General features: G+C 68.8%; 23 protein-coding genes. 12 read left to right on the forward strand and 11 right to left on the reverse strand.

Features of this window, described 5'->3' with window-relative positions; genetic code table 11:
* Positions 1 to 7: 7 nt before the first annotated feature.
* Entirely contained in the window at positions 8 to 559 is a 552-nt protein-coding gene (locus tag GJG85_RS24605; RefSeq protein WP_124631379.1) for a YbhB/YbcL family Raf kinase inhibitor-like protein, read from the forward strand.
* 123 nt (positions 560 to 682) lie between these two features.
* Here GJG85_RS24605 and GJG85_RS24610 read toward each other — a convergent pair whose 3' ends face one another.
* A complete protein-coding gene (locus GJG85_RS24610; protein ID WP_050018272.1) occupies positions 683 to 1381 on the reverse strand; it encodes an MgtC/SapB family protein in 699 nt (232 codons plus the stop codon).
* Positions 1382 to 1494: 113 nt separating this feature from the next.
* Between GJG85_RS24610 and GJG85_RS24615 the strand changes: the two genes are divergently transcribed.
* Complete coding sequence (locus GJG85_RS24615) at positions 1495 to 2604, forward strand: AGE family epimerase/isomerase (protein WP_176016298.1); 1110 nt, start codon at positions 1495 to 1497, stop codon at positions 2602 to 2604.
* Here the strand turns inward: GJG85_RS24615 and GJG85_RS24620 are convergent.
* The gene (locus GJG85_RS24620; protein WP_050018270.1) at positions 2577 to 4196 is read right to left on the reverse strand and encodes a methyl-accepting chemotaxis protein; all 1620 of its coding nucleotides are present in this window, start codon (positions 4194 to 4196) and stop codon (positions 2577 to 2579) included. The genes GJG85_RS24615 and GJG85_RS24620 overlap by 28 nt on opposite strands.
* A gap of 250 nt (positions 4197 to 4446) precedes the next feature.
* Here GJG85_RS24620 and GJG85_RS24625 point away from each other — a divergent pair, with 250 nt between their 5' ends.
* Positions 4447 to 4890, forward strand: a complete 444-nt coding sequence (locus GJG85_RS24625; protein ID WP_050018269.1) for a PaaI family thioesterase — start codon at positions 4447 to 4449, stop codon at positions 4888 to 4890.
* Positions 4891 to 4918: 28 nt separating this feature from the next.
* On the opposite strand, the gene GJG85_RS24630 is transcribed toward GJG85_RS24625, so the two are convergent.
* The 4 genes from GJG85_RS24630 to GJG85_RS24645 all read right to left on the reverse strand — a co-directional run bounded on the left by GJG85_RS24630 (position 4919) and on the right by GJG85_RS24645 (position 7544).
* A complete protein-coding gene (locus GJG85_RS24630) occupies positions 4919 to 5200 on the reverse strand; it encodes a type II toxin-antitoxin system RelE/ParE family toxin (protein ID WP_050018268.1) in 282 nt (93 codons plus the stop codon).
* Positions 5190 to 5438, reverse strand: a complete 249-nt coding sequence (locus GJG85_RS24635; protein WP_048023838.1) for a type II toxin-antitoxin system Phd/YefM family antitoxin — start codon at positions 5436 to 5438, stop codon at positions 5190 to 5192. The genes GJG85_RS24630 and GJG85_RS24635 overlap by 11 nt, the downstream gene beginning before the upstream one ends.
* A gap of 128 nt (positions 5439 to 5566) precedes the next feature.
* A complete protein-coding gene (locus GJG85_RS24640) occupies positions 5567 to 6619 on the reverse strand; it encodes a CaiB/BaiF CoA-transferase family protein (RefSeq protein ID WP_050013339.1) in 1053 nt (350 codons plus the stop codon).
* A gap of 160 nt (positions 6620 to 6779) precedes the next feature.
* Positions 6780 to 7544 carry a helix-turn-helix domain-containing protein gene (locus GJG85_RS24645; protein ID WP_050013340.1) on the reverse strand — a complete coding sequence of 255 codons (765 nt, stop codon included), beginning with the start codon at positions 7542 to 7544 and terminating at the stop codon, positions 6780 to 6782.
* A 134-nt stretch (positions 7545 to 7678) separates the two neighbouring features.
* On the opposite strand from GJG85_RS24645, the gene GJG85_RS24650 reads away from it, so the two are divergent.
* The 7 genes from GJG85_RS24650 to GJG85_RS24680 all read left to right on the forward strand — a co-directional run bounded on the left by GJG85_RS24650 (position 7679) and on the right by GJG85_RS24680 (position 15192).
* A complete protein-coding gene (locus GJG85_RS24650) occupies positions 7679 to 8461 on the forward strand; it encodes a crotonase/enoyl-CoA hydratase family protein (protein ID WP_050013341.1) in 783 nt (260 codons plus the stop codon).
* An 80-nt stretch (positions 8462 to 8541) separates the two neighbouring features.
* On the forward strand, positions 8542 to 9762 hold the full coding sequence (locus GJG85_RS24655) for a CoA transferase (RefSeq protein WP_050013342.1): 1221 nt from the start codon (positions 8542 to 8544) through the stop codon (positions 9760 to 9762).
* A complete protein-coding gene (locus GJG85_RS24660) occupies positions 9759 to 10556 on the forward strand; it encodes an enoyl-CoA hydratase-related protein (protein WP_080334222.1) in 798 nt (265 codons plus the stop codon). Before GJG85_RS24655 ends, GJG85_RS24660 begins: the two co-directional genes overlap by 4 nt.
* An 81-nt stretch (positions 10557 to 10637) precedes the next feature.
* On the forward strand, positions 10638 to 11690 hold the full coding sequence (locus tag GJG85_RS24665; protein WP_050013343.1) for a porin: 1053 nt from the start codon (positions 10638 to 10640) through the stop codon (positions 11688 to 11690).
* A gap of 10 nt (positions 11691 to 11700) precedes the next feature.
* Positions 11701 to 13023, forward strand: a complete 1323-nt coding sequence (locus GJG85_RS24670) for an MFS transporter (protein WP_050013344.1) — start codon at positions 11701 to 11703, stop codon at positions 13021 to 13023.
* Between the two features lie 37 nt (positions 13024 to 13060).
* Positions 13061 to 14215: an acyl-CoA dehydrogenase gene (locus GJG85_RS24675; protein ID WP_050013345.1), complete on the forward strand. Its 1155-nt coding sequence runs from the start codon at positions 13061 to 13063 to the stop codon at positions 14213 to 14215.
* A gap of 38 nt (positions 14216 to 14253) precedes the next feature.
* Complete coding sequence (locus GJG85_RS24680; RefSeq protein WP_050013346.1) at positions 14254 to 15192, forward strand: alpha/beta hydrolase; 939 nt, start codon at positions 14254 to 14256, stop codon at positions 15190 to 15192.
* A gap of 58 nt (positions 15193 to 15250) precedes the next feature.
* Here GJG85_RS24680 and prpF read toward each other — a convergent pair whose 3' ends face one another.
* From prpF to prpB, 4 genes are all read right to left on the reverse strand, one after another.
* Positions 15251 to 16441 carry a 2-methylaconitate cis-trans isomerase PrpF gene (prpF, locus tag GJG85_RS24685; RefSeq protein ID WP_050013347.1) on the reverse strand — a complete coding sequence of 397 codons (1191 nt, stop codon included), beginning with the start codon at positions 16439 to 16441 and terminating at the stop codon, positions 15251 to 15253.
* A gap of 24 nt (positions 16442 to 16465) precedes the next feature.
* The gene (gene acnD / locus GJG85_RS24690; RefSeq protein ID WP_050013348.1) at positions 16466 to 19060 is read right to left on the reverse strand and encodes a Fe/S-dependent 2-methylisocitrate dehydratase AcnD; all 2595 of its coding nucleotides are present in this window, start codon (positions 19058 to 19060) and stop codon (positions 16466 to 16468) included.
* 81 nt (positions 19061 to 19141) lie between these two features.
* Positions 19142 to 20314, reverse strand: a complete 1173-nt coding sequence (prpC, locus tag GJG85_RS24695; protein ID WP_006480321.1) for a 2-methylcitrate synthase — start codon at positions 20312 to 20314, stop codon at positions 19142 to 19144.
* 40 nt (positions 20315 to 20354) lie between these two features.
* Positions 20355 to 21248 (reverse strand): methylisocitrate lyase, encoded by an 894-nt coding sequence (gene prpB / locus GJG85_RS24700; RefSeq protein ID WP_006480320.1) that lies wholly within the window; start codon positions 21246 to 21248, stop codon positions 20355 to 20357.
* A 170-nt stretch (positions 21249 to 21418) separates the two neighbouring features.
* Between prpB and prpR the strand changes: the two genes are divergently transcribed.
* Positions 21419 to 23407 (forward strand): propionate catabolism operon regulatory protein PrpR, encoded by a 1989-nt coding sequence (gene prpR, locus GJG85_RS24705; RefSeq protein ID WP_089489880.1) that lies wholly within the window; start codon positions 21419 to 21421, stop codon positions 23405 to 23407.
* Between the two features lie 15 nt (positions 23408 to 23422).
* On the opposite strand, the gene GJG85_RS24710 is transcribed toward prpR, so the two are convergent.
* Positions 23423 to 24082, reverse strand: coding sequence for an ABATE domain-containing protein (locus tag GJG85_RS24710; protein ID WP_089489881.1), 660 nt, complete (start codon positions 24080 to 24082; stop codon positions 23423 to 23425).
* 251 nt (positions 24083 to 24333) lie between these two features.
* On the opposite strand from GJG85_RS24710, the gene GJG85_RS24715 reads away from it, so the two are divergent.
* Entirely contained in the window at positions 24334 to 24717 is a 384-nt protein-coding gene (locus tag GJG85_RS24715; protein ID WP_050013351.1) for a VOC family protein, read from the forward strand.
* Positions 24718 to 24854: the final 137 nt, after the last annotated feature.

Below are 24854 nucleotides of genomic sequence, written 5' to 3' on the forward strand. Positions count from 1 at the left end.
GTCCGCGATGCTATTCACCTCAACGGCATTAGGGTTCATCCCGGCGAGAGCCAGCGCGGAGCCGTTCACGATCACGGTCGATGACCTCCATCGCGGGCACTTTACGAACGAACACGTGTACGGAGGTTTCGGCTGTCACGGTCAGAACGTTTCGCCGCGCATTTCGTGGGCTCACGTTCCGCGCGGCACGAAGAGCATCGTCGTGACGATCTTCGATCCCGATGCGCCGACCGGGGGGCTCGGCTGGACCCACTGGGAAATCGTCAATATTCCACCTTCGGCGTCGTCGATCGAAAAAGGCGCTTCCGGCAATCCGAAGCTCATGCCGAGCGGCGCTGTCGAGACATTGACGGATTTTGGCGAATCCGGATACGGTGGGCCCTGCCCGCCTCAGGGGGCGTCGCATCGATATGTCGTGACGGCGTCCGCCCTGAACGTGGCAAAAATCGACGTGGCGCCGGCGGCAAGTCCCGCAGTCGTCGCTTATCAGATGCACGGGAAAATCATCGCTCAGGCAAAGTACGTTGCCAGATATCATCGCGTCTCCACTACCGATTGACGGTTGGATTACGCCAACGACATTCCACCAGCGACGTCCAGGTTGCCGTCGCGCTCGACGGCATCAACCAACGCCCCGGACCGACGACTCCCTCCGCCCAGCGCATTCGTGCTGACAGGCCTGCTATTCGTCGCCCCCCAGCCCGTTCCCGCCGTCGAACCGCGTGACGCCCGGCAGCGCGCGCAGCTTGTCGCAGATCGCCTTGTATTCGCCTTCCGACACCCGCGCGAGCGCGATGCGCACCTCGTCCTGCTCGCCCGTGTCGTCGGCACGCTGCACGATGAACTGCTTCACGCGCGCACTGTCGGGGCCGAGCGCCGCGTGCAGCGAATCGAACGTCAGCGTGCCGCTCGCCACCGTCAACGCGAGCTGGCGCCGCTGCCGCACCGTGAAATAACGCCGCTCCAGCGGCTTGATGCCGGCCAGGATGATCAAAATGATGATCGTCGCCGAAATCGCCGCGACATAGAGCCCGCCGCCCACGGCGAGGCCGATCGCGGCGACCGACCACAGGCTCGCGGCCGTCGTCAGCCCGCGCACGATCTCGCCGCGCAGCAGGATCGAGCCCGCGCCGAGGAAGCCGATGCCCGACACGACCTGCGCGGCGATCCGCGACGGATCGAGCACGACGTGGTCGCTGGTGCCGAGCACGTCGGCGAAACCGAACGCCGACACGATCATGATCAGCGTCGAGCCGACGCACACCAGCATGTGCGTGCGCAGGCCGGCCGCCCACGACAGGCGCTCGCGCTCGAAGCCGATGACGCTCCCGAGCGCCGCCGCGAGAACGAGCCGCATCACGAGTTCCAGGTTGCTGAGCATCCGATTTATCTCCTTTTTTTGGTGCCGGCCGCGCGGAATGTTTTATCCTTGGCCCCGGCCGCGCCGATTCTCCGGGCCGCCGACACGTTTCGATCCAAGCGCTCAACCCCGCCATGCCCGTTTCCGACTCCGCTTCCGCCCAGGCCGCCCAACTGCGCCACCATTTCGCGCACGTCGTCTTGCCGATCTGGCGGGGTTCAGGGTTCGACCCGGCATTGCAACTGCCGTTCGAGGCCGTCGATCCGGCCACCCATGCGCCGCTGCCCGTGACCCGTTATCGCGCAATGGCGTGCGCCCGGCAACTGTTCGTGTTCGCGCAGGCCGGCGACACCGCGCACGCGGCCACGCTGTTCGACGCGCTGTGCCGGCACTTTCGCGACGCGCGCCACGGCGGCTGGATCTACAGCGTCGACGCGCAGGGCGCGCCGCTCGATACGACCAAGGATCTCTATACGCACGCGTTCATCGTGTTCGCGTGCGCCGCATGGCATGCGGCGTCGGGCGACGCCGCTGCGCGCACGGTGGCCGAAACCACCGCCGCGCTGATCCAGGACCGCTTCGCGCCGCGCCACGGCGACGCGTTGCTCGATGCCGCGCGCCACGCCGATTTCTCGTCATCCGGCAGCGGCGCGCTGCAGAATCCGCTGATGCACCTGACCGAAGCGTGGCTCGCGGCCGCCGATGCGTTCGGCGACCCGGCGTTCGACGATGCGCTCGCGCGCACCGCGCAGGCCGTCGAGCGCACGTTCGTCGACGCGGCGACCGGCTGCGTGGCCGAACTGCCGCTCGGGGCGGCCGACAACCGTTTCGAGCCCGGCCATCAGTTCGAGTGGTTCTATCTGGTCGACGCGGCCGGTGCGCGGCTCGCGCAGACCGGGCTCCCCGCCGCGCTGTCGCGCGCGTTCGCGTTCGCCGAGCAATACGGCGTCGATCCGCAGACGGGCGGCGTGTGCGCGGCGCTCGACGCGCAAGGCGCGTGCATCGACGGCACGCAGCGGATCTGGGCGCAGACCGAATACCTGCGCGCACTCGCGACGCACGGCGGCACGCCGGCCTCCGCGCCGCTCGCACGCCAGATCGAGCGGTTCGCCGCGCGCTTCCTGCATCCGCGCGGCTGGTTCGAGTGCAAGACGGCCGACGGGCAGGTGTCGCGCGCCGACATGCCGTCGACGACGCCCTACCACCTCGCGACCGCCTACGCGGCGCTGCCGGCCGGTTCGTAACCCGTCGCAGCGAACGACGGCGCCGCGCGATCGCCGCGTGCGGCGCGCCCGTCGCCCAGTTCGAACACCGACACCGCCTGCATCAGGTGCGCGGTCTGGTCGTTCAGCGACGCGGCCGCCGCCGCGACTTCCTCGACCAGCGCGGCGTTCTGCTGCGTCAGCTGATCCATCTGCGTGACGGCCTGGTTCACCTGCTCGATCCCGACGCTCTGCTCGACCGACGCCGCCGTGATCTCCGACATCGTCTGCACGACGCGCGTGATCGACGCCGACACCGTGCGCATCGCGTCGCCGGCGCGCTCGACGAGCGCCGCGCCGCCGTTGATCTGCGCGACCGAATCCTCGATCAGCGCCTTGATCTCCTTCGCCGACTGCGCGCTGCGCTGCGCGAGCGAGCGCACTTCGCCCGCGACCACCGCGAAGCCGCGCCCCTGTTCGCCGGCCCGCGCGGCCTCGACCGCCGCGTTCAGCGCGAGGATGTTGGTCTGGAACGCGATGCCGTCGATCACCGAGATGATCTCCGCGATGCGCCCCGAGCTCTGCGCGATGCCGCGCATCCGGTCGATCACGCTGTCGACCACGCCGCCGCCGTGGCTCGTCGCTTCGAGCGCCGCGTCGGCCAGCGCGCTCGCCGCGCGGGCGCTGTCGGTGTTCTGGCGGACAGTCGCGGTCAGTTCCTCCATGCTCGCGGCGGTTTCCTCGAGCGACGCGGCCTGCGTGCCCGTGCGCGCCGACAGGTCGGCGTTGCCGCCCGCGATCTCGCCGGCGCCGAGATGGATCGCGTCGGACGCCTGGCGCACCGTGCGCACGGTGCCCGCGATGCTCGTCTGCATCGTGGCGAGGCCGCGCAGCATCCGGTCGATCTCGAACACGCCGCCCGCCTGCACGGCTTCGTCGAGACGGCCCTGCGCGATCCGCTCGAAATGGCGGCCGGCCTGCTCCAGCGGCGCGACGACCGCGCGCCGCGCGGCCGCGTAGATCGCGACGCTCGCCGCGAGCATCGCCACCAGCAGCACGATGCCGACCGACTTGAACCACAGCATGCCGCCGTCGATGGTGTCGAGCGCCGCGCGGCTCGACGTGCCGCCGTAGTCGGTAAAGCGATGCAGTTCGGCGATGTACGCGTCCTGGAAGCCCTGGGTCGGCTGGTCGAGGAACGCCTGGATGTTGTCGGCGTCGAGGAACTGCACGAGTTCGCCCAGCGCGCCGCGCAGCGCGCGATAACGCTCGGTGAGCGCCGCGACGCGCGTGCGGTTGGTGTCGTCGACCGGCTGCGCGGCCGTCAGCGCCGCGAACGCCTTGTCCGCTTCCGCGAGCGACGCGCCCGCATGGCGGATGATGTCTTCGGGTTTCGGGCCGCCGCGCACCATCCGCGTGCCGGCCCGCGACAGGTTGATGCGCGCGTCGAGCAGTTGCTCGGTCGCGCGGCTGGCCGCGTCGACCTGCGAGATCGCGACGTTCGACAGATCGTCGACGCCGCGGCGCGTCGACGCGAGCGTCCAGAAGCCGAGCGCTTCGATCGCGAACAGGAAGAGGCAGAACACGGTCAACACGCCGAGCAGACCCGACGCGAGCTTGATTTTTCCGAACATGGGGGAATTCCTGAAGAGCGGACGATGAGGCGATGCCCCGGCATTAGCGGCATTTCTTCGTCGGACTTTAGGCGGAATGGCCGCCAATGCAGGCGAATCGCCCGCAAACGCGGAGATCTTGCGTATTCGGCACAATAATCGCGTCGCATCGCGCCGGGATTTGCACGAAACGCGGACGAATTTCCTTGCTTATCCGGAGCCCCCTTCCTAGAGTTCAGCGCAAGCGGGCACTCATTTCCAAGGACGTTCAATGACCGACATCACGGACCACGCGCGCGGCGCATTGCGCGCGCAGCCGTTCAGCATGCTGCTGGGCACGCAGCTGATGCATATCGGCGACAACGAAGTGTCGCTGTGTCTGCCGGTGCGCGAGGAATTGCGGCAGCAGCACGGTTTCGTGCACGGCGGCGTCATCAGCTATCTCGCGGACAACGCGCTGACGTTCGCCGGCGCGCTCGTGCTCGGCCCGCGCGTGATCACCGCCGAATACAAGATCAACTACCTGCGGCCGGCCGTGAACGGCACGCTCGTCGCCCGCGCGAAGCTCGTCTACGCGGGCCGGCACCAGGCGACCTGCCAGTGCCACGTGTTCGTCATCGACGGCGACCACGAACGGCTCGTCGCGATCGCGCAAGGCACGATCAACCGCGTCGGCGACGGCAAGATGCCGGATGCGCCGGCGGAAACGGCGTGAGTTGCCGAGGCCGAGCGTTGATGCCGCGCTAGCGTTTCATCGCAGCCAGATAAACCGCATCACGCTCGCGGCGGCCCACCGCGACCACCAGCACGATGACTTCCGCGTCGCGCACTTCGTAGACGAGGCGATAGCCGACACCACGCAGCTTGATCTTGTCGCGATCCGGGTGGCCATGCAATTTGGCTGACGGGATGCGGGGATGCTCCAGCCGCTCCGCGAGCCTGGCCTTGAATTGATCGCGCACGGTGCGATCGAGCTTCTTCCACTCCTTCAATGCAGGTTCGAGAAAGGCGAGTTCAAAGGTCATTCAGCTTGACCTTGACGACCTTCTCCTTGGCGCGCGAATCGGCCAACGCATTGTCTTCGATGTCTTCCAAACGTTCGACCATCGCCTCCCACGTCTTCGCGGGAATGCAGTAGAACGCGGGTTCGTTGTGATTCAGGATCGCGACCGGAAAACCTTCGCCTGCGGCAACGGTTCCCATCGGATTCCGCTTCAGCTCCGAGACGCTCGCCGTCACGCTCGCCAGAATGGTGTGGGGCATGTCTGCTCCTTTTTCGATCGAGCGTCGATTGCACTTCATTTGATACTAAATTTAGCATCAAAATTAGTTCTCGGATGCGCTGGGCACTCGACCGTCGAGGAGCGGAAGCAGCCTCCTGAAAGACGGCCCTAGTCGGCGTCATCCCCCGCCAACGGCAAAAACCGCGGCGCCACCCGCGCCCGCACGTTCCCGTGCTCATCCGTCCGATAGATGCCGCGCGCCGCATTGTGCGGATGCACGGCCGCGTCGGCCACGCTCAGCACCGGCGCAAAACACGCGTCGGTGCCTTCGAGCAGCGCGCGCCAGTGCGCGGACGGCTGTTGCGCGAACACCTCAGCGAAACGCGCCTTCAGCGCGGGCCAGCGCGCCCGGTCGTACTGCGACGCGGGATCGACGTCGGTCAGCCCGAGCCGTTCGACCAGCAGCGCATAGAACGGCGGTTCCAGCGCGCCGATCGTCACGCATTCGCCGTCCGCGCAGCGATACACGTCGTAGAACGGCGCGTCGTGGAACAGGCTCGGCTGCGCGCCGTCGAGCAGCCCGTTCGCGCGTGCCCACAGCGCGAGCGAACCAAGCATCGACACGATGTCGACGATCGCGCCATCGACCACGCGCCCCGGCCTGCCGCCGCGCACGTCGAGCAACGCACAGACGATCCCGAACGCGAGCCCGAGCGCGCCGCCCGCATCGCCGACGACGGTCGGCGGCACGCCCGGCCGGCCGTCGCGCGGCGCGGACAGCGACAGCAGCCCGGTCAGCGCGACGTAGTTCAGGTCGTGCCCCGCCGCGGCCGCGAGCGGGCCGTGCTGGCCCCAGCCCGTCATGCGCCCGTAGACCAACTTCGGATGGCGGCGCGCGCAAACGTCGGGCCCGAGGCCGAGCCGCTCCATCACGCCGGGCCGCAAGCCCTCGATCAGCGCATCGGCTTGCGCGATCAGGTCGAGCGCGGCGTCACGCCCGGCTGGCGCCTTCAGGTCGAGTTCGACGATCGTCTTGCCTTCGCGCAGCAGGTCGCCGTCGCGGGCCCGCAGCGCGTCCGGCGCACTGGTGCGGCCGGACGGGCGCGCGACCAGCGTGATGCGCGCGCCCATGCCGGCAAGCATCCAGCCCGCGAGCGGACCGGGGCCGAGACCTTCGAATTCGATGACGTGGATGCCGGAAAGCGGCGCGTTTAATGGCATGGCGGCCTCGCTGAAATGCAGTCGGGACAGGAGCGGCGAAACGTCCCGATTCTATGTGAATGCCTGCGCGCGCCGGTTTCGCGCGGTTAGGACCTGTTCACGCGAATAACGGGCTTGCGCTGGCCTCACGAATGAATTTCTCCAAACAGCGGAATGTTCCCTAGCCGACCACGTCGCACGCACGCTCGGCGAGCGCCGCCCGCATCGCGCGCACGATCGCGTCCCGATGCGGGTCGATCCGCTCGACGGGCCCGGCCACGCCCATCGCCAGCGGCAGCCCGTTCCAGCCGTCCGCGATCACCATCGAAATCATCGCGGCGCCCTGCGTGACGGTATGCGCCGAATACGAATAGCCGAGCCGGCGGGTCTGTTCGACCTTGTCGAGCACGACGTCCTCGTCGATCGTCCTGCCCGACTTCCCGATCCGGCGGATGCTGCGCGACACGAGCCGGCGGATCGTGCTGTCCGGCTGGAGGCTCAGCAGCGCCCAGCCAAGGCCCGACATGCAGATCTCGCGACGCGTGCCGATCGGCGCATAGAACTGCACCGGAATCGAATGCGAGCCTTCGACCGCATCGATGTACTGCACGTACAGGTCGCTCTGCACCGCGACCACGACCGCCTCGTGCGTGCGCGCCGCCAGCCGCTTCGCGACGGCATGCCAGTGCCGACGGCTGCCGGCCGCCGAATCGACCAGCGCTTCGCCGAGATTGACGAGCCGCGCGGTGGGCGCATACGCGTGGGTCGAGTCGTCGTATGCGAGGTAGCCGAGCGTCTTCATGCTGGTCAGCAGCGCCGCCGCGCTCGATCCCGGATACCCGCACCGCGTGGCGATCTCGCGCACGCTCAGCGGCCGCTGCAAGGTGCTGAAGAGTTCCAGCACCTCGAACACGCGCGCTGCGCTCTTGACCACGTTTCCGCTCATCCCGCCTTCTCCGCAGAGACCGGCACGGGCCTTCCACGTATGTGGAACGGAATTTCCCGCCGCCGACCGTCGTGACGATACTAGGCTTCGGGCCGCGGCGTGAAGTCCCGCGGCACCGAATACACGGAGACACCATGGCAGCTTTTTTGAACCGTGAACGGCAGGGCGCGATCCTGACCGTCACGATGAACCGTCCCGACACCCGCAACGCCATTTCGGACACCGATGCGATCGACGCGCTGACCGAATGCTGCGACGAAGCGAACCGCGACGAATCGATCCGCGTGCTGGTCCTGACCGGCGCCGGCACGACGTTCTCGTCGGGCGGCAACGTGAAGACGATGCGCACGTTCATGGAATCGGGCCCGCACGACCCTGCCGCGATCCGGACCGGCTATCGGCGCGGCATCCAGCGGCTCGCGCACGCGTTCCTGCATCTCGAAGTGCCGGCCATCGCGGCAGTCAACGGCCCTGCCATCGGCGCCGGCACCGACCTCGCGTGCATGTGCGACATCCGCATCGCCGCCGACAGCGCGCGCTTCGCGGAGAGTTTCATCGCGCTCGGCCTCGTGCCGGGCGACGGCGGCGCGTGGTTCCTGCCGCAGATCGTCGGCGCCGCGGTCGCCGCGGAAATGTCGTTCACCGGCGATGCGCTGGACGCGCAGGCCGCGCTGCGCTGCGGGCTCGTGTCGCGCGTCGTGCCCGACGGTGACCTCCTCGCGCATGCGCAGGAACTGGCCGGCCGCATCGCCCGTCATTCGGGCACCGCGTTGCGCCTGACCAAGCGGCTGCTGCGCGAAGGCCGCCACGCGAGCCTCGACACGCTGCTCGACCTGTCGGCGTCGTACCAGGCGTTCGCGCACGCCAGCCCCGAGCATCGCGCGGCGGTCACCGCGCTGTTCGCCTCGCGCGGCTGAACCCGCGACGCATCGCGGCCGTGCAGCCGACGCATGCCGGCCTGCCGGCCCGTCGAATCCACATCGAAGGAGACATCGTCATGACCAGCAGCAACGAAGGCGCACTTGCAGGCGTGCGCGTGGTGGACCTGAGCCGCGTCTACGCGGGGCCGTTCTGCGCGCAGACGCTCGCCGACCATGGCGCGGACGTCATCAAGATCGAACCGCCGCAGGGCGACGAAACGCGCGACTGGGGGCCCGCGATGCCGAACGGCATCTCCAGCTACTACTGGGGGCTCAACCGCAACAAGCGCAATCTCGCGCTCGACCTGTCGCATCCCGACGGACGCGACGTGCTGTTGCGCGTGCTCGAAACGGCCGACGTGTTGATCGACAACTTCAAGCAGGGCACGCTCGAACGCTGGGGCATCGACTACGAACACTGCCTGCGCGCACGCTTTCCGCGCCTCGTCCACTGCTCGATTTCCGGCTACGGCACCGACGGCCCGCTCGCGCGGTTTCCGGGCTACGACGCGGTCGCGCAGGGCCTCGCCGGCTTCATGTCGATCAACGGCGAGCCGGGCGGCATGCCGCTCAAGGTGCCGTTTCCGGTCGTCGATCATGCGGCCGGCCTGAGCGCCGTCTCCACCATCCTGGTCGCGCTGGTCGAGCGGACGCGCTCCGGCCTCGGACAGCACGTCGACATCGACCTGTTCAGCACCGCGCTGTCGATGCTGCATCCGGTCAGCACGAGCTGGATGGCGACCGGCGACGTGCCCGTCGCGACCGGCAACGTGTACGGCGCGATCGCGCCGTACGGTGTCTATCCGTGCAAGGACAAGCCGGTCGCGACCGGCGCCGGCAACAACCGCACGTTCGCGCGGCTCGTCGAGGCGCTCGGCGTGCCCGAACTGGCGCGCGATCCGCGCTTCGCGACCAATGCGCAGCGCGTCGCGCATCGCGAAGCGCTCGACACGCTGCTCGGCCAGCTGACCGCCGAACTGCAGGCGGACGAGGTCGTCGAGCGGCTGATGCACGCCGGCGTCGCGACGGGGCCGGTGAACACTGTGGCCGATGCGTTCGGCCATCCGCAGGCGGCGCGCAACGCGATGTTCGTCGATACCGATACGTACACCGGCGCGGGCATTCCCGCCAAACTGTCCCGCACGCCCGGCTCGATACGCCGGCCGCCCCAACCGTTTGCCGCCGACACCGACGCCGTGCTCGACGCGTTCGGGATCGACGCGGCGCGCCGCGACGCGCTGCGGCAGGCCGGCGTGCTGCACGACACGCGGGCGGACGTGGCCGGGAGCGCGTCATGACCACCCAGCGCTTTTCTTCACCGGCGGGCGACGATGCCCCGTCTATCCTGCGCGACGACGCCGACGGCATCGCGTGGCTGACGATCCATCGCCCACACGTCGCCAATGCGCTGTCCGCCGACGCGATCCGCCGCCTGTGCGACGCGCTCGTCACGCTCGACGACAACCCGTCGATTCGCGTCGTCGTGATCCGCGGCGCGGGCGAACGCGCATTCAGCGCGGGCGTCGATCTCGGCGACCCCGAGATCCGCGGAATGCAGCCGATGCGTGGGCTCGCACGCAACGTGCACGAGCTGATCCTGGAGCTGCGCAAGCCGACCATCGCGGCCATCAACGGCTACGCGATCGGCGGCGGCTGCGAAATCGCGCTCGCGTGCGACCTGCGGATCGCCGCCGCTCACGCGACCTTCGCGCTGCCCGAAGCGCGGGTCGGCATGGGCGCGAACTTCGCGAGCGTGCTGCTGCCGCGCATGTTGCCGCGCGCGATCGCGATGGAGCTGCTGTTCACGGGCCGCCGCTTCGACGCAGACGAAGCGCAACGCGCCGGCCTGCTGAACCGCGTCGTGCCCGGCGCCGCACTCGACGACACCGTGCGCGAGCTGGCACAGACGATCGCCGCGAACGCACCGCTCACGATCCGCCGCATCAAGGAAACCGCGACGCGCAGCCAGGGGCTGCCGGTGGCCGCCGCGCTGCGGCTGGACGTCGGCCCCGACGTCTACGCGAGCGAGGACCGGATCGAGGGCGCCCGCGCGTTTCTCGAGAAGCGCAAGCCGGTGTTCAAGGGCCGCTGAGCCCGGCGCCGCACCGCAGCATCCGCGCGCACCGCTCCCAGAACGCGGGCGCGCCCAAAAAACATGGACGGAGACACCTTCATGCAACGGAAAGCATTCCTGGTCGGCGCGTGCGTGCTGTGCGCCACGCCGGCGCACGCGTCGTCGGTCACGCTGTACGGGATCGTCGACAGCTACGTCGAATTCGATCGCATCGGCAGTCTGTCGACCCTGCGGCAAAGCGGCGGCGGCGCGTCGACGAGCCGCTTCGGCCTGACGGGCGTCGAGGATCTCGGCGGCGGCACATCGACGAAATTCGTGCTGGAAAGCGGTTTCTCGCCAGCCGACGGATCGTTCCAGGGCGGCACGCTGTTCTACCGACAGGCCTATGTATCGCTGCAGAACACGCGCTACGGCGACCTGCGGCTCGGCCGGCAATACACGCCCGCGTTCTACGTCGTGTACGACGGCGATCCGTTCGGACTCAACGAGCGGATGTCGCCGCTCGCGCTGCTCGCAACGTCGACCGACACGATCACGAGCAACACGACCCCGCCGATTCCGCGCTTCAACCAGGCGGCGTCGTATCTGAGTCCCGACTGGAACGGCCTGCGCGTGATGGCCACGTACGGCTTTCCGACGCCGAACGCACTCTCGACGCAAGCCGGACGCAACTACGGCGCCGGGCTTCAGTACCGGATCGGCGGGCTCTACGTCGGCGCCGGCTTCCAGGGCGATACGTCGGCCGGCAACCTGGCGCCCGTCGTCTCCCCGTCGACGACCCGCCACTACGTGTTCGCGGCCAACTACGCGTTCGCGCGCGTCAAGCTGTACGCCGCGTTCCTGTATGGCGTCGGCACGGCGGCGCGCCTGCCCGCGTTCTCGACCGCGAGCGTCGGTGCGTCGATCAACGTCGGCGCGCTCGATCGCGTGCTCGTGTCGGTGGTGCGCCGCGACGTGAAGGGTTCGGCGAACGATGCGACCGCGCTCGGCGTCGGCTACGACCATCCGCTGTCGAAGCGGACATCGCTCTACGCACGCTATCTCTGCATGAAGAACGGCGGCGACGCCCGCAATACCGTCGTCGCCGGTCTGCCACCGCAACCGGGCGGCACCGAGCAGGTGTTTGCGCTCGGCGTCACTCACCGCTTCTGACGGAGTGCCCATGACCCCGACCCTTTCGATCCACCCGGCCGCCGTCGACGATGGCGCGACACAGGCACTCTACCGCCGAATCTCGCGCCGGCTGCTGCCGTTCCTGATCCTCTGCTACACGCTGTCGTTCATCGACCGGATCAACATCGGCTTCGCGCACGCACAGATGGCCGCCGAACTGCACTTCTCCGACGCCGTCTACGGGCTCGGCGCGGGCATTTTCTTCATCGGCTACATGGCGTTCGAGATTCCGAGCAACGCGTGGCTCGCGCGGATCGGCGCGCGCCGGACGATCGCCCGGATCATGGTGCTGTGGGGCCTCGGCTCGGCCGCGACGATGTTCGTCGCGACGCCCGCGCAGTTCTACGCGTGCCGCTTTCTGCTGGGCGTGTTCGAGGCCGGCTTCTTCCCCGGCATCCTGTTCTATCTCGGCGCGTGGTATCCGCCGCGGCAGCGCGCCAAGGCGTTCGCGCTGTTCATGACCGCGCTGTACCTCGCGGGGCTGATCGCCGGCCCCGTGTCGGGCGCGATCCTGTCGTACTTCGACGGCGTGGCCGGCCTGAGCGGCTGGCAATGGCTGTTCGTCGTCGAAGGGCTGCCGAGCAGCGCGCTCGGCCTCGTCGCGCTGCGCTTTCTCGACGACCGGCCGGACGACGCACGCTGGCTGTCTGACGCCGACAAGGCCGCGCTGCGCGCCGCGCACGCGCAGGCCGAAGCCGGTACGCCGGCCGCGAACGCAGCGCGACCGCTACTCGCACATCGCGATTTCTGGCTGCTGTGCGCGGCCAATTTCGCAATCGCGGCCGCCGGCTACGCGCTCGTGTTCTGGATGCCCGTGATCCTGCATCGCGGCGGCCTGCATGGCGCGATGCAGATCGGGCTGCTGTCCGCGCTGCCGTACCTGTGCGGCATCGTCGGCATGCTCGCGATGGGCTGGCGCACCGAGCGCCGGCGCGAATGGCGCAAGCACGGCGCCGTCGCGATGCTCGCGTGCGCGGCGGCCCTCGCCGGCCTCGCGAGCAGCGCCGGCACGTCGCACCTGATGATCGCGCTGTGCATCGCGGTCGCCACGCACGCCGCGGCGCTGCCCGCGTTCTGGGTGCTGCCGGGGCTCGCGCTGCCGAAGCGCTCGATGGCGGTCGCGATCGCGGCGATCACGATGACCGGCGCGATCGGCGGATTCGCGAGCCCGTTCCTGATGGGCGTGCTCAACACGGCCACCGGGTCGATGCGCGGCGGCCTCTATTTCAATGCCGCGCTGCTGGCGGCCGGCGCGTTCGCGTTGCTCGGCACGCTGCGCGCCCGCGCGGCGGCGCGCGCGAACGTCGGCTGACGGCACGCCTTCTTCCCCCCTGTACGGACCCACCCTCATGAATTTCGACCTCGAACTCGAACACCGGATGATCCGGGACCTCGTCGCACGTTTCGTGAAGGACGAACTGATTCCGCTCGAAGCGGCGGTGATGGCGCGCGAGGCCGACGGCCAGCGTTTCGGGCTGCTCGCCGACGAGCGCGCGCACCTCGACGAGCGCTCGCGGCAACTCGGCCTGTGGGGACTCGACGCGCCGCTCGACGTGGGCGGCTCGGACCTGCCGGCCGTCGCGATGGTCGGCGTGAACGAAGCGATCGGCACGACCGTGACCCCGTACATCCTGCCGCCCGACTCGCCGAACCTGCGGATGCTGTGCGATGCGGCCGACGCGGCGCAACGTGCGCGCTATCTCGACCCGTACGCACGCGGCGCCACGCGCGCGGCAATGGCGATCTCCGAGCCGGGCGCCGGCTCCGATCCGGGTGCGCTGTCGACGATGGCCGTGCGCGATGGCGACACCTGGGTGCTGAACGGCCGGAAGATCTGGATCAGCCACGCGGCCGAAGCCGACTGGACGATCGTGATGGCGCTGACCGATCGCAGCAAGGGCAAGCGCGGCGGCATGTCGGCGTTCATCGTCGAGCGCGACACGCCGGGCTTCGTCATCGAGCGCCGGATCCCGATGATCGGCGGCCTGTCGACCTACGAAATCGTGCTGGAAGACTGCCGCATTCCCGCCGCGCAATTGCTGGGCCGGGAAGGCGCCGGCTTCGCGCCGATGCAGGCCCGGCTCGCGAACCGGCGGCTGGAGATGGCCGCATGGTGCATCGGCCGCGCCGAGCGCGCGGTCGCGCTGCTGTGCGACCATGCGAAACAGCGCACGACCTTCGGCGTGCCGCTCGCGGAGCGCCAGGCGGTCCAGTGGTGGGTCGCCGACGCGCTCACGCAGATCCATGCGTGCCGCCTGATGACCTACGAAGCGGCCGCGCGCGTGGATGCCGGGCAGGATGCACGCACGCAGATCTCGATGGTCAAGGTGTTCGCGACCGAAATGGCGTCGACCGTCATCGATCATGCGATGCAGACGCTCGGCGCGATGGGCATGACGAAGGAAATGCCGTTGCAACAGATGGCCAGCGAAGCGCGGCTGATGCGCATCTTCGAAGGCCCGACCGAGGTGCACCGTTGGGTCGTCGCGCGCAGCGTGCTCTGACCGCGGCGCACCGCCCACTTCCACGATGGAGCCCTGCGTTGAACACCCTGCCTCTCGTCGATCCCGAAATCCGCCCGCTGCTCGAGACCTGGCCGACCGTCACGCTCAGCGCCGACAACCTCGCACAGTCGCGGCAGCGCGTGCTGCCGCTGCCGCCGCCCGACCCGGCCGGCAGCACGCTCGAACGCCGCACGGTACCCGGTCCTGCCGGCGCGCCGGACGTCCCGGTCCTCGTCTATTTGCCCGACGGCCATGCGCGCCCGCTGCCGGCGATCGTCCACCTGCACGGCGGCGGCTACGTGCGCGGCGCGGCGAAGGAGCTCGAAGCGGTGCACCGGTCGCTCGTGACGCAGCTCGGCTGCGCGCTGATCTCGGTCGACTACCGTCTCGCGCCGGAAACCGTGTTTCCCGGTGCGATCGAGGACTGCTACGCGGCGCTCGGCTGGGTGTTCCGTCACGCCGACACGCTCGGCATCGACGCCGCGCGGATCGGCGCGGCGGGCGAAAGCGCGGGCGGCGGGCTCGCCGCCGCGCTGGCGCTGCTGGCCCGCGACCGCGGCGAATTCCCGCTCGCGTTCCAGCACCTGATCTATCCGATGCTCGACGATCGCACCTGCACGCGCACGCCGCATCCGCATGCCGGCGAATTTATCTGGCATGCGGCCAACAACCGGTTCGGCTGGACCGCGTTGCTCGGTCACGCGCCGGGCATCGACGGCGTGTCGCCGTACGCGGCCGCCGCGCGCGCCACGCGACTCGACGGCCTGCCGCCCACGTTCCTGTCGGTCGGCTCGCTCGACCTGTTCCTCGACGAAAATCTCGACTACGCGCAGCGCCTGCTGCGCGCGGGCGTGCCGACCGAGCTGCACGTGCTGCCCGGCGGCGTACACGGATTCGACCTCGTACCCGGCGCGCGGGTCTCGGAAACGGCGCGCCGCCTGAGCCACGACGCGCTGCGCCGCTTCCTGCACGGCTGACGAAAACGACGCGGGCGGCCGAAGCCGCCCGCATCCGCGTCGATCCCGACGACGACGCTCAGAACGCGTCGCCCGGCACCCGCACCCAGCCTTCCATCAGCACGCGCGCGCTGCGGCTCATGATCGCCTTCGTGACGGCCCATTCGCCGTTTTCGCGCCGCGCTTGCGCGCCGACGCGCAGCGTGCCCGACGGATGCCCGAAGCGCACCGCATTGCGTTCGCCGCCGCCCGCCGCGAGATTGACGAGCGTGCCCGGGATCGCCGCGGCCGTGCCGATCGCGACCGCCGCCGTGCCCATCATCGCGTGGTGCAGCTTGCCCATCGACATCGCGCGCACCAGCAGGTCGACGTCGCCCGCGTTCACGCGCTTGCCGCTCGACGCGACGTAGTCGGCCGGCTTCGCGACGAACGCGATCTTCGGCGTGTGCTGCCGCGTCGCGATTTCGTCGAGCGTGTCGATCAGGCCCATCCGCAGCGCGCCGTGCGCGCGGATCGTCTCGAATTTCTCGAGCGCCTTCGGGTCGCCGTTGATCGCGTCCTGCAATTCCGTGCCCGTATAGCCGATCGCTTCCGCGTCGACGAAGATCGTCGGGATCCCCGCGTTGATCATCGTCGCCTTCAGCGTGCCGATGCCCGGCACGGCCAGATCGTCGACGAGGTTGCCGGTCGGGAACATCGAGCCGCCCGCGCCTTCTTCCTCGGCGGCCGGGTCCATGAATTCGAGCTGCACTTCGGCGGCCGGGAACGTGACGCCGTCCAGTTCGAAGTCGCCCGTCTCCTGCACCGCGCCGTTCACGATCGGCACGTGCGCGACGATCGTCTTGCCGATGTTCGCCTGCCAGATCCGCACGGTCGCGACGCCGTCGCGCGGCACGCGCGCCGGATCGACGAGCCCGCCGCCAATCGCGAACGGGCCAACCGCCGCCGACAGGTTGCCGCAGTTGCCCGTCCAGTCGACGAACGCCTTGTCGATCGCGACCTGGCCGAACAGGTAGTCGACGTCATGACCGGGCCGCGTGCTCTTCGACACGATCACCGTCTTGCTGGTGGACGACGTCGCGCCGCCCATCCCGTCGATCTGCTTGCCGTACGGATCGGGGCTGCCGATCACGCGCAGCAGCAGCGCGTCGCGCGCGGCGCCCGGCGTCTGCGCGGCATCCGGCAGGTCCTGCAGCCGGAAGAACACGCCCTTGCTGGTGCCGCCGCGCATGTAGGTCGCGGGAATCCTGATTTGAGGAATGTGAGCCATGTCTGTGTTCCCAATGTGCGCCGGTCAGGCGGCCTGCGACGATTCGAGGAAGTCCTGCGCGAAACGCTGCAGCACGCCACCCGCTTCGTAGATCGACACTTCCTCGGCCGTATCGAGCCGGCACGTCATCGGCACTTCCACGCGTTCGCCGTTCCTGCGGTGAATCACGAGCGTCAGGTCGGCGCGGGGCGTGCGCTCGCCGACCACGTCGAAGGTCTCGGTGCCGTCGATGCCGAGCGTCGTCCGGTTGGTGCCCGGCTTGAACTCGAGCGGCAGCACGCCCATCCCGATCAGGTTCGTGCGGTGAATCCGCTCGAAACCTTCGGCGGCGATCGCCTCGACGCCCGCGAGCCGCACGCCCTTCGCGGCCCAGTCGCGCGACGAGCCCTGGCCGTAGTCGGCGCCGGCCACGACGATCAGCGGCTGCTTGCGATTCATGTACGTCTCGATCGCTTCCCACATCCGCATGACCTCGCCTTCCGGCTCGACGCGCGCGAGCGAACCTTTCTTCACCGCGCCATCGACGACCGCCATCTCGTTGACGAGCGTCGGGTTCGCGAAGGTCGCACGCTGCGCGGTCAGGTGGTCGCCGCGGTGCGTCGCGTACGAGTTGAAGTCTTCTTCCGGCAGGCCCATCTTCGCGAGGTATTCGCCGGCCGCGCTATCCGGCAGGATCGCGTTCGACGGCGACAGGTGGTCGGTCGTGATGTTGTCGCCGAGCACCGCGAGCGGACGCATGCCCTTCAACGTGCGCTCGCCGGCCAGCGCGCCTTCCCAGTACGGCGGGCGGCGGATATACGTGCTCTGCGCACGCCAGTCGTACAGCGGCGCCGCGCGCTCGCCTGCGTCGGCGCTGCGCGCGAACATCGGCTCGTAGACCTTGCGGAACTGCTCGGGCTTCACGCTCGACGCGACGATCGCATCGATCTCCTCGTCGGTCGGCCAGATGTCCTTCAGCGTGACGGGCTTGCCGTCCTGATCGTGACCCAGCACGTCCTTCTCGATGTCGAAGCGGATCGTGCCGGCGATCGCGTAGGCGACCACGAGCGGCGGCGACGCGAGGAACGCCTGCTTCGCATACGGGTGAATGCGGCCGTCGAAGTTGCGGTTGCCGGACAGCACGGCGGTCGCGTACAGGTCACGCTCGACGATCTCCCGCTGGATCTTCGGATCGAGCGCGCCCGACATCCCGTTGCAGGTCGTGCATGCGAACGCGACGATGCCGAAGCCGAGCTTCTCGAGTTCCGGCAGCAGGCTCGCTTCTTCCAGATACAGCTCGACCGCCTTCGAGCCCGGCGCGAGCGAACTCTTGACCCATGGCTTGCGCGTCAGGCCCTTCGCGTTCGCGTTGCGGGCGAGCAAGGCCGCGGCAATCACGTTGCGCGGGTTGCTGGTGTTCGTGCAGCTCGTGATCGCGGCGATGATCACCGCGCCGTCGGGCATCTCGCCCGGCTTCTCTTCCCACTGACCGGCAATCCCGCGCGCGGCGAGATCGGACGTCGGCAGCCGCTTGTGCGGGTTCGACGGGCCGGCCATGTTGCGCACGACGCTCGACAGGTCGAACGTCAGCGTGCGCTCGTATTGCGCATTGGCGAGCGTATCGGCCCACAGGCCCGCCGCCTTCGCGTAGGTCTCGACCAGCTTCACCTGCTCGTCGCTGCGGCCGGTGAGGCGCAGATAGTCGGTCGTCTGGCCGTCGATGAAGAACATCGCGGCCGTCGCGCCGTATTCGGGCGCCATGTTCGAGATCGTCGCGCGATCGCCGAGCGTGAGGCTCGCCGCGCCAACGCCCCGGAACTCCAGGTACGCGCCGACCACCTTCTCCTTGCGCAGGAACTCGGTCAATGCGAGCACCACGTCGGTCGCGGTGATGCCGGGCTGGCGCTTGCCGGTCAACTCGACGCCGACGATGTCGGGCAGGCGCATCCACGACGCGCGGCCGAGCATCACGTTCTCGGCTTCGAGCCCGCCGACGCCGATCGCGATCACGCCGAGCGCATCGACGTGCGGCGTGTGGCTGTCGGTGCCGACGCAGGTGTCCGGGAACGCTACGCCATCCTGCACCTGGATCACCGGCGACATCTTCTCGAGGTTGATCTGGTGCATGATGCCGTTGCCCGGCGGGATCACGTCGACGTTCTCGAACGCCTTCTTCGTCCACTCGATGAAGTGGAAGCGATCCTCGTTGCGGCGATCCTCGATCGCGCGGTTCTTCGCGAATGCGTCCGGATCGAAGCCGCCGCATTCGACGGCGAGCGAGTGGTCGACGATCAGTTGGACGGGCACGACCGGGTTCACCTTCGCCGGGTCGCCGCCGCCGTCCGCGATCGCGTCGCGCAGGCCCGCGAGATCGACAAGCGCCGTCTGTCCGAGGATGTCGTGGCACACCACGCGCGCCGGGAACCACGGGAAATCGCGTTCGCGCTTGCGCTCGATGATCTGCTTCAGCGAATCGGCGAGGATCGCCGGATCGCAGCGGCGCACGAGGTTTTCGGCGAGCACGCGCGACGTGTACGGCAGCGTGTCATACGCGCCGGGCGCGATCGCGTCGACCGCGGCACGCGCGTCGAAATAGTCCAGCGACGTGCCGGGCAGGGGTTTGCGGTTGGCGGTATTCATGATGTGGGGCGGAATTCGGGGTAAGACGTGCCGCGTGCGCCGGCCGCCCGCATCACGGGCGCCGGCGCATGCGGCGGACGATCAGCGCTTCTCGATCGGCACGAACTGCAGGTCTTCCGGACCGGTGTAGTTCGCGCTCGGGCGGATGATCTTGTTGTCGATGCGCTGCTCGATGATGTGCGCGCTCCAGCCCGACGTGCGCGAGATCACGAACAGCGGCGTGAACATCGCGGTCGGTACGCCCATCATGTGATACGACACCGCGCTGAACCAGTCGAGGTTCGGGAACATCTTCTTCGCGTCCCACATCACCGATTCCAGGCGCTCGGCGATGCTGTACAGCTTGGTGTCGCCCGCTTCCTTCGACAGCTTGTGCGCGACGCCCTTGATCACCTTGTTGCGCGGATCGGAGATCGTGTAGACCGGATGGCCGAAGCCGATCACGACTTCCTTGTTCTCGACGCGGCGGCGGATGTCGGCTTCGGCGTCGTCCGGCGAGCTGTAGCGGCTCTGGATCTCGTACGCGACTTCGTTCGCGCCGCCGTGCTTCGGCCCGCGCAGCGCGCCGATCGCGCCGGTGATCGCCGAGTAGATGTCCGAGCCCGTGCCCGCGATCACGCGACCGGTGAACGTCGACGCGTTGAATTCGTGCTCCGCGTACAGGATCAGCGACGTGTGCATCGCCTCGACCCACGACTTCGACGGCGTCTTGCCGTGCAACAGGTGCAGGAAGTGGCCGCCGATCGAGTCGTCGTCGGTTTCCGTCTCGATGCGCTTGCCGTTGTGCGAGAAGTGATACCAGTACAGCAGCATCGAACCGAGCGACGCCATCAGGCGGTCGGCGATGTCGCGCGCGCCCGGCAGGTTGTGGTCGTCCTTCTCCGGCAGCACGGTGCCGAGCACCGACACGCCGGTACGCATCACGTCCATCGGGTGAGCCGACGCCGGAATCTGTTCGAGCGCGGCCTTCAGCGCGCTCGGCAAGCCGCGCAGCGCGCGCAGCTTGGTCTTGTACGCGGCCAGTTCGGTCAGGTTCGGCAGCGTGCCGTGCACGAGCAGATGCGCGATTTCCTCGAATTCGCACGATTCGGCGACGTCGAGAATGTCGTAGCCGCGATAGTGGAGGTCGTTGCCGGTCTTGCCGACCGTGCACAGCGCCGTGTTGCCGGCCGTCACGCCTGACAGCGCCACCGACTTCTTCGGCTTGAATGCGCCTGCGGCGGCCGGTGCTGCTGCGTCTTTCGTCTCGCTCATGTTTTCCTTCTCCAATGGGTATCGGGGGGTGCGGGCCGCGTTACTTCTTGCCCTGCGCGAACAGTTCGTCGAGCTTGCGCTCGTATTCGTGATAGCCGAGGAAGTCGTACAGCTCGGCGCGCGTCTGCATCGTCGGCACGGCCGCCTTCTGCGTGCCGTCGCGGCGCAGCGTCTCGTAGAAGTTCAGCGCGGCCTTGTTCATCGCGCGATACGCGCCGCAGCAGTACAGCGCGATATCGACGTTCGCCTCGCGCAGCTCGTCGACCGTGAACAGCGGCGTCGAGCCGAATTCGGTCAGGTTCGCGAGGATCGGCACCTTCACGGCGGCCTTGAAGCGGCGGTAGTCGTCGAGCGTCTTCATCGCTTCCGGGAAGATCATGTCCGCGCCGGCTTCGACGTACGCGACCGCGCGCTCGATCGCCGAATCGATCCCTTCCGCGGCGGCCGCGTCGGTGCGCGCCATGATCACGAACTGGTCGTCGGTGCGCGCGTCGACCGCGGCCTTCACGCGATCGACCATTTCGTCGATCGGCACGACTTCCTTGCCCGGACGGTGGCCGCAGCGCTTCTGGCCGACCTGGTCCTCGAGGTGCACGGCCGCGACGCCGGCGTTGATGAACGAGCGGACCGTGCGCGCGATGTTGAACGCGCCGCCCCAGCCCGTGTCGATGTCGACCAGCAGCGGCAGGTCGGTCGCGTTGGTGATCCGGGTCGCGTCGATCAGCACGTCCTCCATCGTGCTGATGCCGAGGTCGGGAATGCCGAGCGAGTTCGCGGCGACGCCGCCACCCGACAGGTACACGGCCTTGAAGCCGACGGCCTGCGCCATCTTGGCCGCGTACGCGGTGATCGCGCCGACCACCTGCAGCGGCTGCTCGGCCGCGACTGCCGCGCGGAACTTCGCGCCGGCGCTCTGAAGATGCGTATTGCTCATGAACGGCCTCCTGATGGAATGCCCGATAACAGCAAGGACCGGGCCAGCTTGCGGAACGTCGCTAACTCACTGATTCTTAAGCGACCGCCGTGGGTGTGGTACCGCCCGGCGATTTCAATTTAGCGATTTCATGTTTCAAAAATGAAATCGCGCGCGCATAATCGGCCGTCATGGACCTCTCCTCGACCAAGCCCGTCGGCCCCGCCGACCGCACGGTGCGCCCGCGCATCTGGGCGATGGGTATCAGCCGGCTGCGCGAGCTGTTTCGCGAGATCGCCGGCGAATTCGACGAACGCGCGGACGTGCGCATCGTCACGCGCGCCTATGAAGATGCGCTGAGCGCGATCGCCGAGGCCGGCGCCGCGCGGCCCGACGTGATCGTCGCGGCCGGCTCGAACGGCGGCTTCCTGAAAACGCGCGCGCAGGTGCCGGTGGTGGTCGTGTCGCCGACCGGCTTCGACGTGATGCAGGCGCTCGCGCGCGCGCGGCGCGATGCGACGCGGATCGCGCTCGTCAGCGCCGGCGAGACGCCGCCCGAAGTGCGCCGCTTCGTCGCCGCGTACGGCCTCGACGTGCAGTTTGCGTCATATCAGTCCGCCCAGGAAGCGGAGGCCTGCGTGCACGACCTGCGCGATCGCGGCATCGAGACGATCGTCGGCCCGGGCCTCGTCACCGATCTCGCCGCCAGCGTCGGCATGGGCGCGGTATTCCTGTATTCGCATGCGTCGGTGCGCAGGGCCGTCGAGACGGCGCTCGAAGTCGCGTATGCGACGCACGCCGAGGCATTCCGCCGCCAGCGGCTCGACACGCTGCTGCAGCACCTGCGCGACGGCGTGGTCGCGCTCGACGCACACGGCCGCGTCGAAGCGATCAACGAACGGCTCGCATCGGCGTTCGGGGTCGAACCCGCGGCGGCCGTCGGTCGCGCGCTCGTCGACCTGCGGCCCGAGTTGCGCACGCTGCGCGGCGAGGACGGCGACGCGCTCGCGACCGTGCGCGGCGTGCGCTACGTCGTGCATCGCGGGCCGCTGGTCGATCGCGGCGTCACGTCGGGCAGCGTGCTGACGTTCCAGGAATCGCGCGCGGTAGAACGGCTCGATCGCGCGCTGCGCTCGCAGCCCACCACGCAGCAGTTCGCCGCGCGCTACGCGCTCGACGACGTGGTCGGCGCGTCGGCGCCGATGACGCGCGTGCGCGACCTCGTGCGCCGCTACGCGAAATCCGACGCGACCGTGCTCGTGCTCGGCGAAAGCGGCACCGGCAAGGAGATGATCGCGCAGAGCCTGCATGCGCTGTCCGCGCGGCGCAGCTATCCGTTCGTCGCGGTCAACTGCGGCGCGTTTCCGGAAGCGCTGCTCGAGAGCGAGCTGTTCGGTTATGAAGAAGGCGCGTTCACCGGCGCGCGGCGCGGCGGCAAGACCGGCCTGTTCGAGGCCGCGCACCGCGGCACGCTGTTTCTCGACGAAATCGGCGAGATGCCGCCGTCGCTGCAAAGCCGGCTGCTGCGTGTGCTGCAGGAGCGCGAGGTGATCCGCCTCGGCTCGACCGAGCCGATCCGCATCGACGTGCGCGTGATCGCCGCGACGCACCGGCCGCTGCTCGCGGCCGTCGAGGCCGGTACGTTCCGCGCGGATCTCTATTACCGGCTCAACATCCTGAACATCGGCCTGCCGCCGCTGCGCGAGCGCGCGGCCGACATCCCCGCGCTCGCGGCGACGCTGCTCGTGCAGGCCGCGCGGCGCGAGCCGCGTCTCGCCGACCGCATGCGCGACGCCGACGACGCGCTGCGCGTGCTCGCCGCGACGCAAGCGACGCTCGCGCGCTACCGCTGGCCCGGCAACGTGCGCGAACTGCAGAACGTGGTCGAGCGGATCGCGGTGGAGCTGGCCGAGGAAGTCGACGAAAACGATCCGGCCGCCGCGTGCGCGGCGCTCGCCCCTGGCGCGCTGCGAGTGATCGCGCCCGAGCTGTTCGCCGCGCCGCCCGATGCGGCCGGCGCCGGCGGCGACGAGGCACGGACGCTCCACGCGCGGCGCCGTCGCGCGGAAGCCGACGAGATCCGCGCGGTGCTCGACGCGTGCGGCGGCGACCGCGATCGCGCGTGCGCGATGCTCGGCATCAGCAAGACGACGCTGTGGCGGAAGTTGTCGGCGAAATAGGTTCCGTCCGCGCCGTCATTCGGCCTTGTGATAGTGGCGATACGCCTTCGCGCGATTGCCGCACGACGACATCGAGCACCAGCGTCGGCTGCCGTTCTTGCTGTCGTCGATGAACAGCCACTGGCATGCGTCGTTCGCACAGCGCTTGACCTTCGCGAGCCGCGCGCCGCCGAGCAGGTCGATCGCCGACCAGAGCACCGGGCTCAATAGGCGCGCGAGCGTCGCGCCCGACGCGTCGATCCTCCACGCATAGCGGCCGTCGACGCGCACCAGCGCAACGCGCGGCGATGCTTCCACCAGGAAGCCGCCGAGCAGCGCGAGATCCTCGGCCTGCGGCTCGCGCTGCTCCGCCTGCGCGTGAAAGAGCCGGTATAGCGCCTCGCGCAACGCGAGTGCGCGCGCCAGCATCGCCGGCTCGTCGCCGTTCTTTTTCCCTTTCTCGTTGTCGGGCACGCGACATGCGTCGGTCAGCTTGGCCGGTACGCCCGCCTGCTCGCGGCACCACGCGAACAGGTCGTCCATCGTGCCGAAGGTTTCCGTCGGTGGGTCGCTGCCACGCCAATACAGCGTGTTCGCGAAATCGAGGCTCAACGTTTCGGGTGGCACCGGGATCAGGCAGTCCGTTGTGACGGAAGGTTGCGTTTTGCTCATGACGCGATCGTATCTAACCACCATGCCGGTTGACAAGCGTCCGAGCGATTTCTAACATAACCGGCATGGTGGTTAAAAACTGGTTGGCCGCACCGATGCCGGTTCAATCCAAGGAGACACAGATGATCGATCGCTTTTCGTTCAGCGTTATCCACACCTCCACTGGCCGCAGGTACGACGACAGCACGCTCGGCGCGCTGCGCTACAAGCGGCTGGCATGGTGCCTGTAAGCAGGTTTGCCGCACTGACGTCCCCCTCAGTTCAAGGAGTCACAGATGATCGACCACCTTTCGTTCGGCGTTGCCCACATCGATCGCAGCCGCACCTTCTACGACAGCGCGCTCGGCGCACTCGGCTACAAGCGCCTGTATAGCGACGACGGCGCGCTCGGCTACGGCACGACCGAGCCCGAGCTGTGGTTGCAGCACGCGGCCCGGCCTGTCGTCGCCGATCCCGATTCCGGGCTGCACCTGTCGTTCAAGGCCGCGTCGCCGGTCGAGGTCGACGCGTTCTACCGCGCCGCGCTCGAGCACGGCGGCAAGGACAACGGCGGGCCCGGCAAGCGCGAGCACTACGGCCCCGGCTATTACGCGGCGTTCGTCGTCGACCCCGACGGCTATCGGCTCGAAGCGCACTGCGAACTCGACAACGTCGTGTGATCCGCTTCGTCCGGACACGCACGAGCGACAAGGGCCCGATTCCGCCTCGCGCGGAATCGGGCCCCTGGTTTTTGGCTACGTCGCCGTTCGCTGCGCGCGGGTAGCTGCATCCTCCGGCCGGTCCGCGCCGCGCACGC

It is taken from the genome of Burkholderia sp. MS389 (assembly GCF_016899425.1).
Taxonomy (GTDB): Bacteria; Pseudomonadota; Gammaproteobacteria; order Burkholderiales; family Burkholderiaceae; genus Burkholderia; species Burkholderia sola.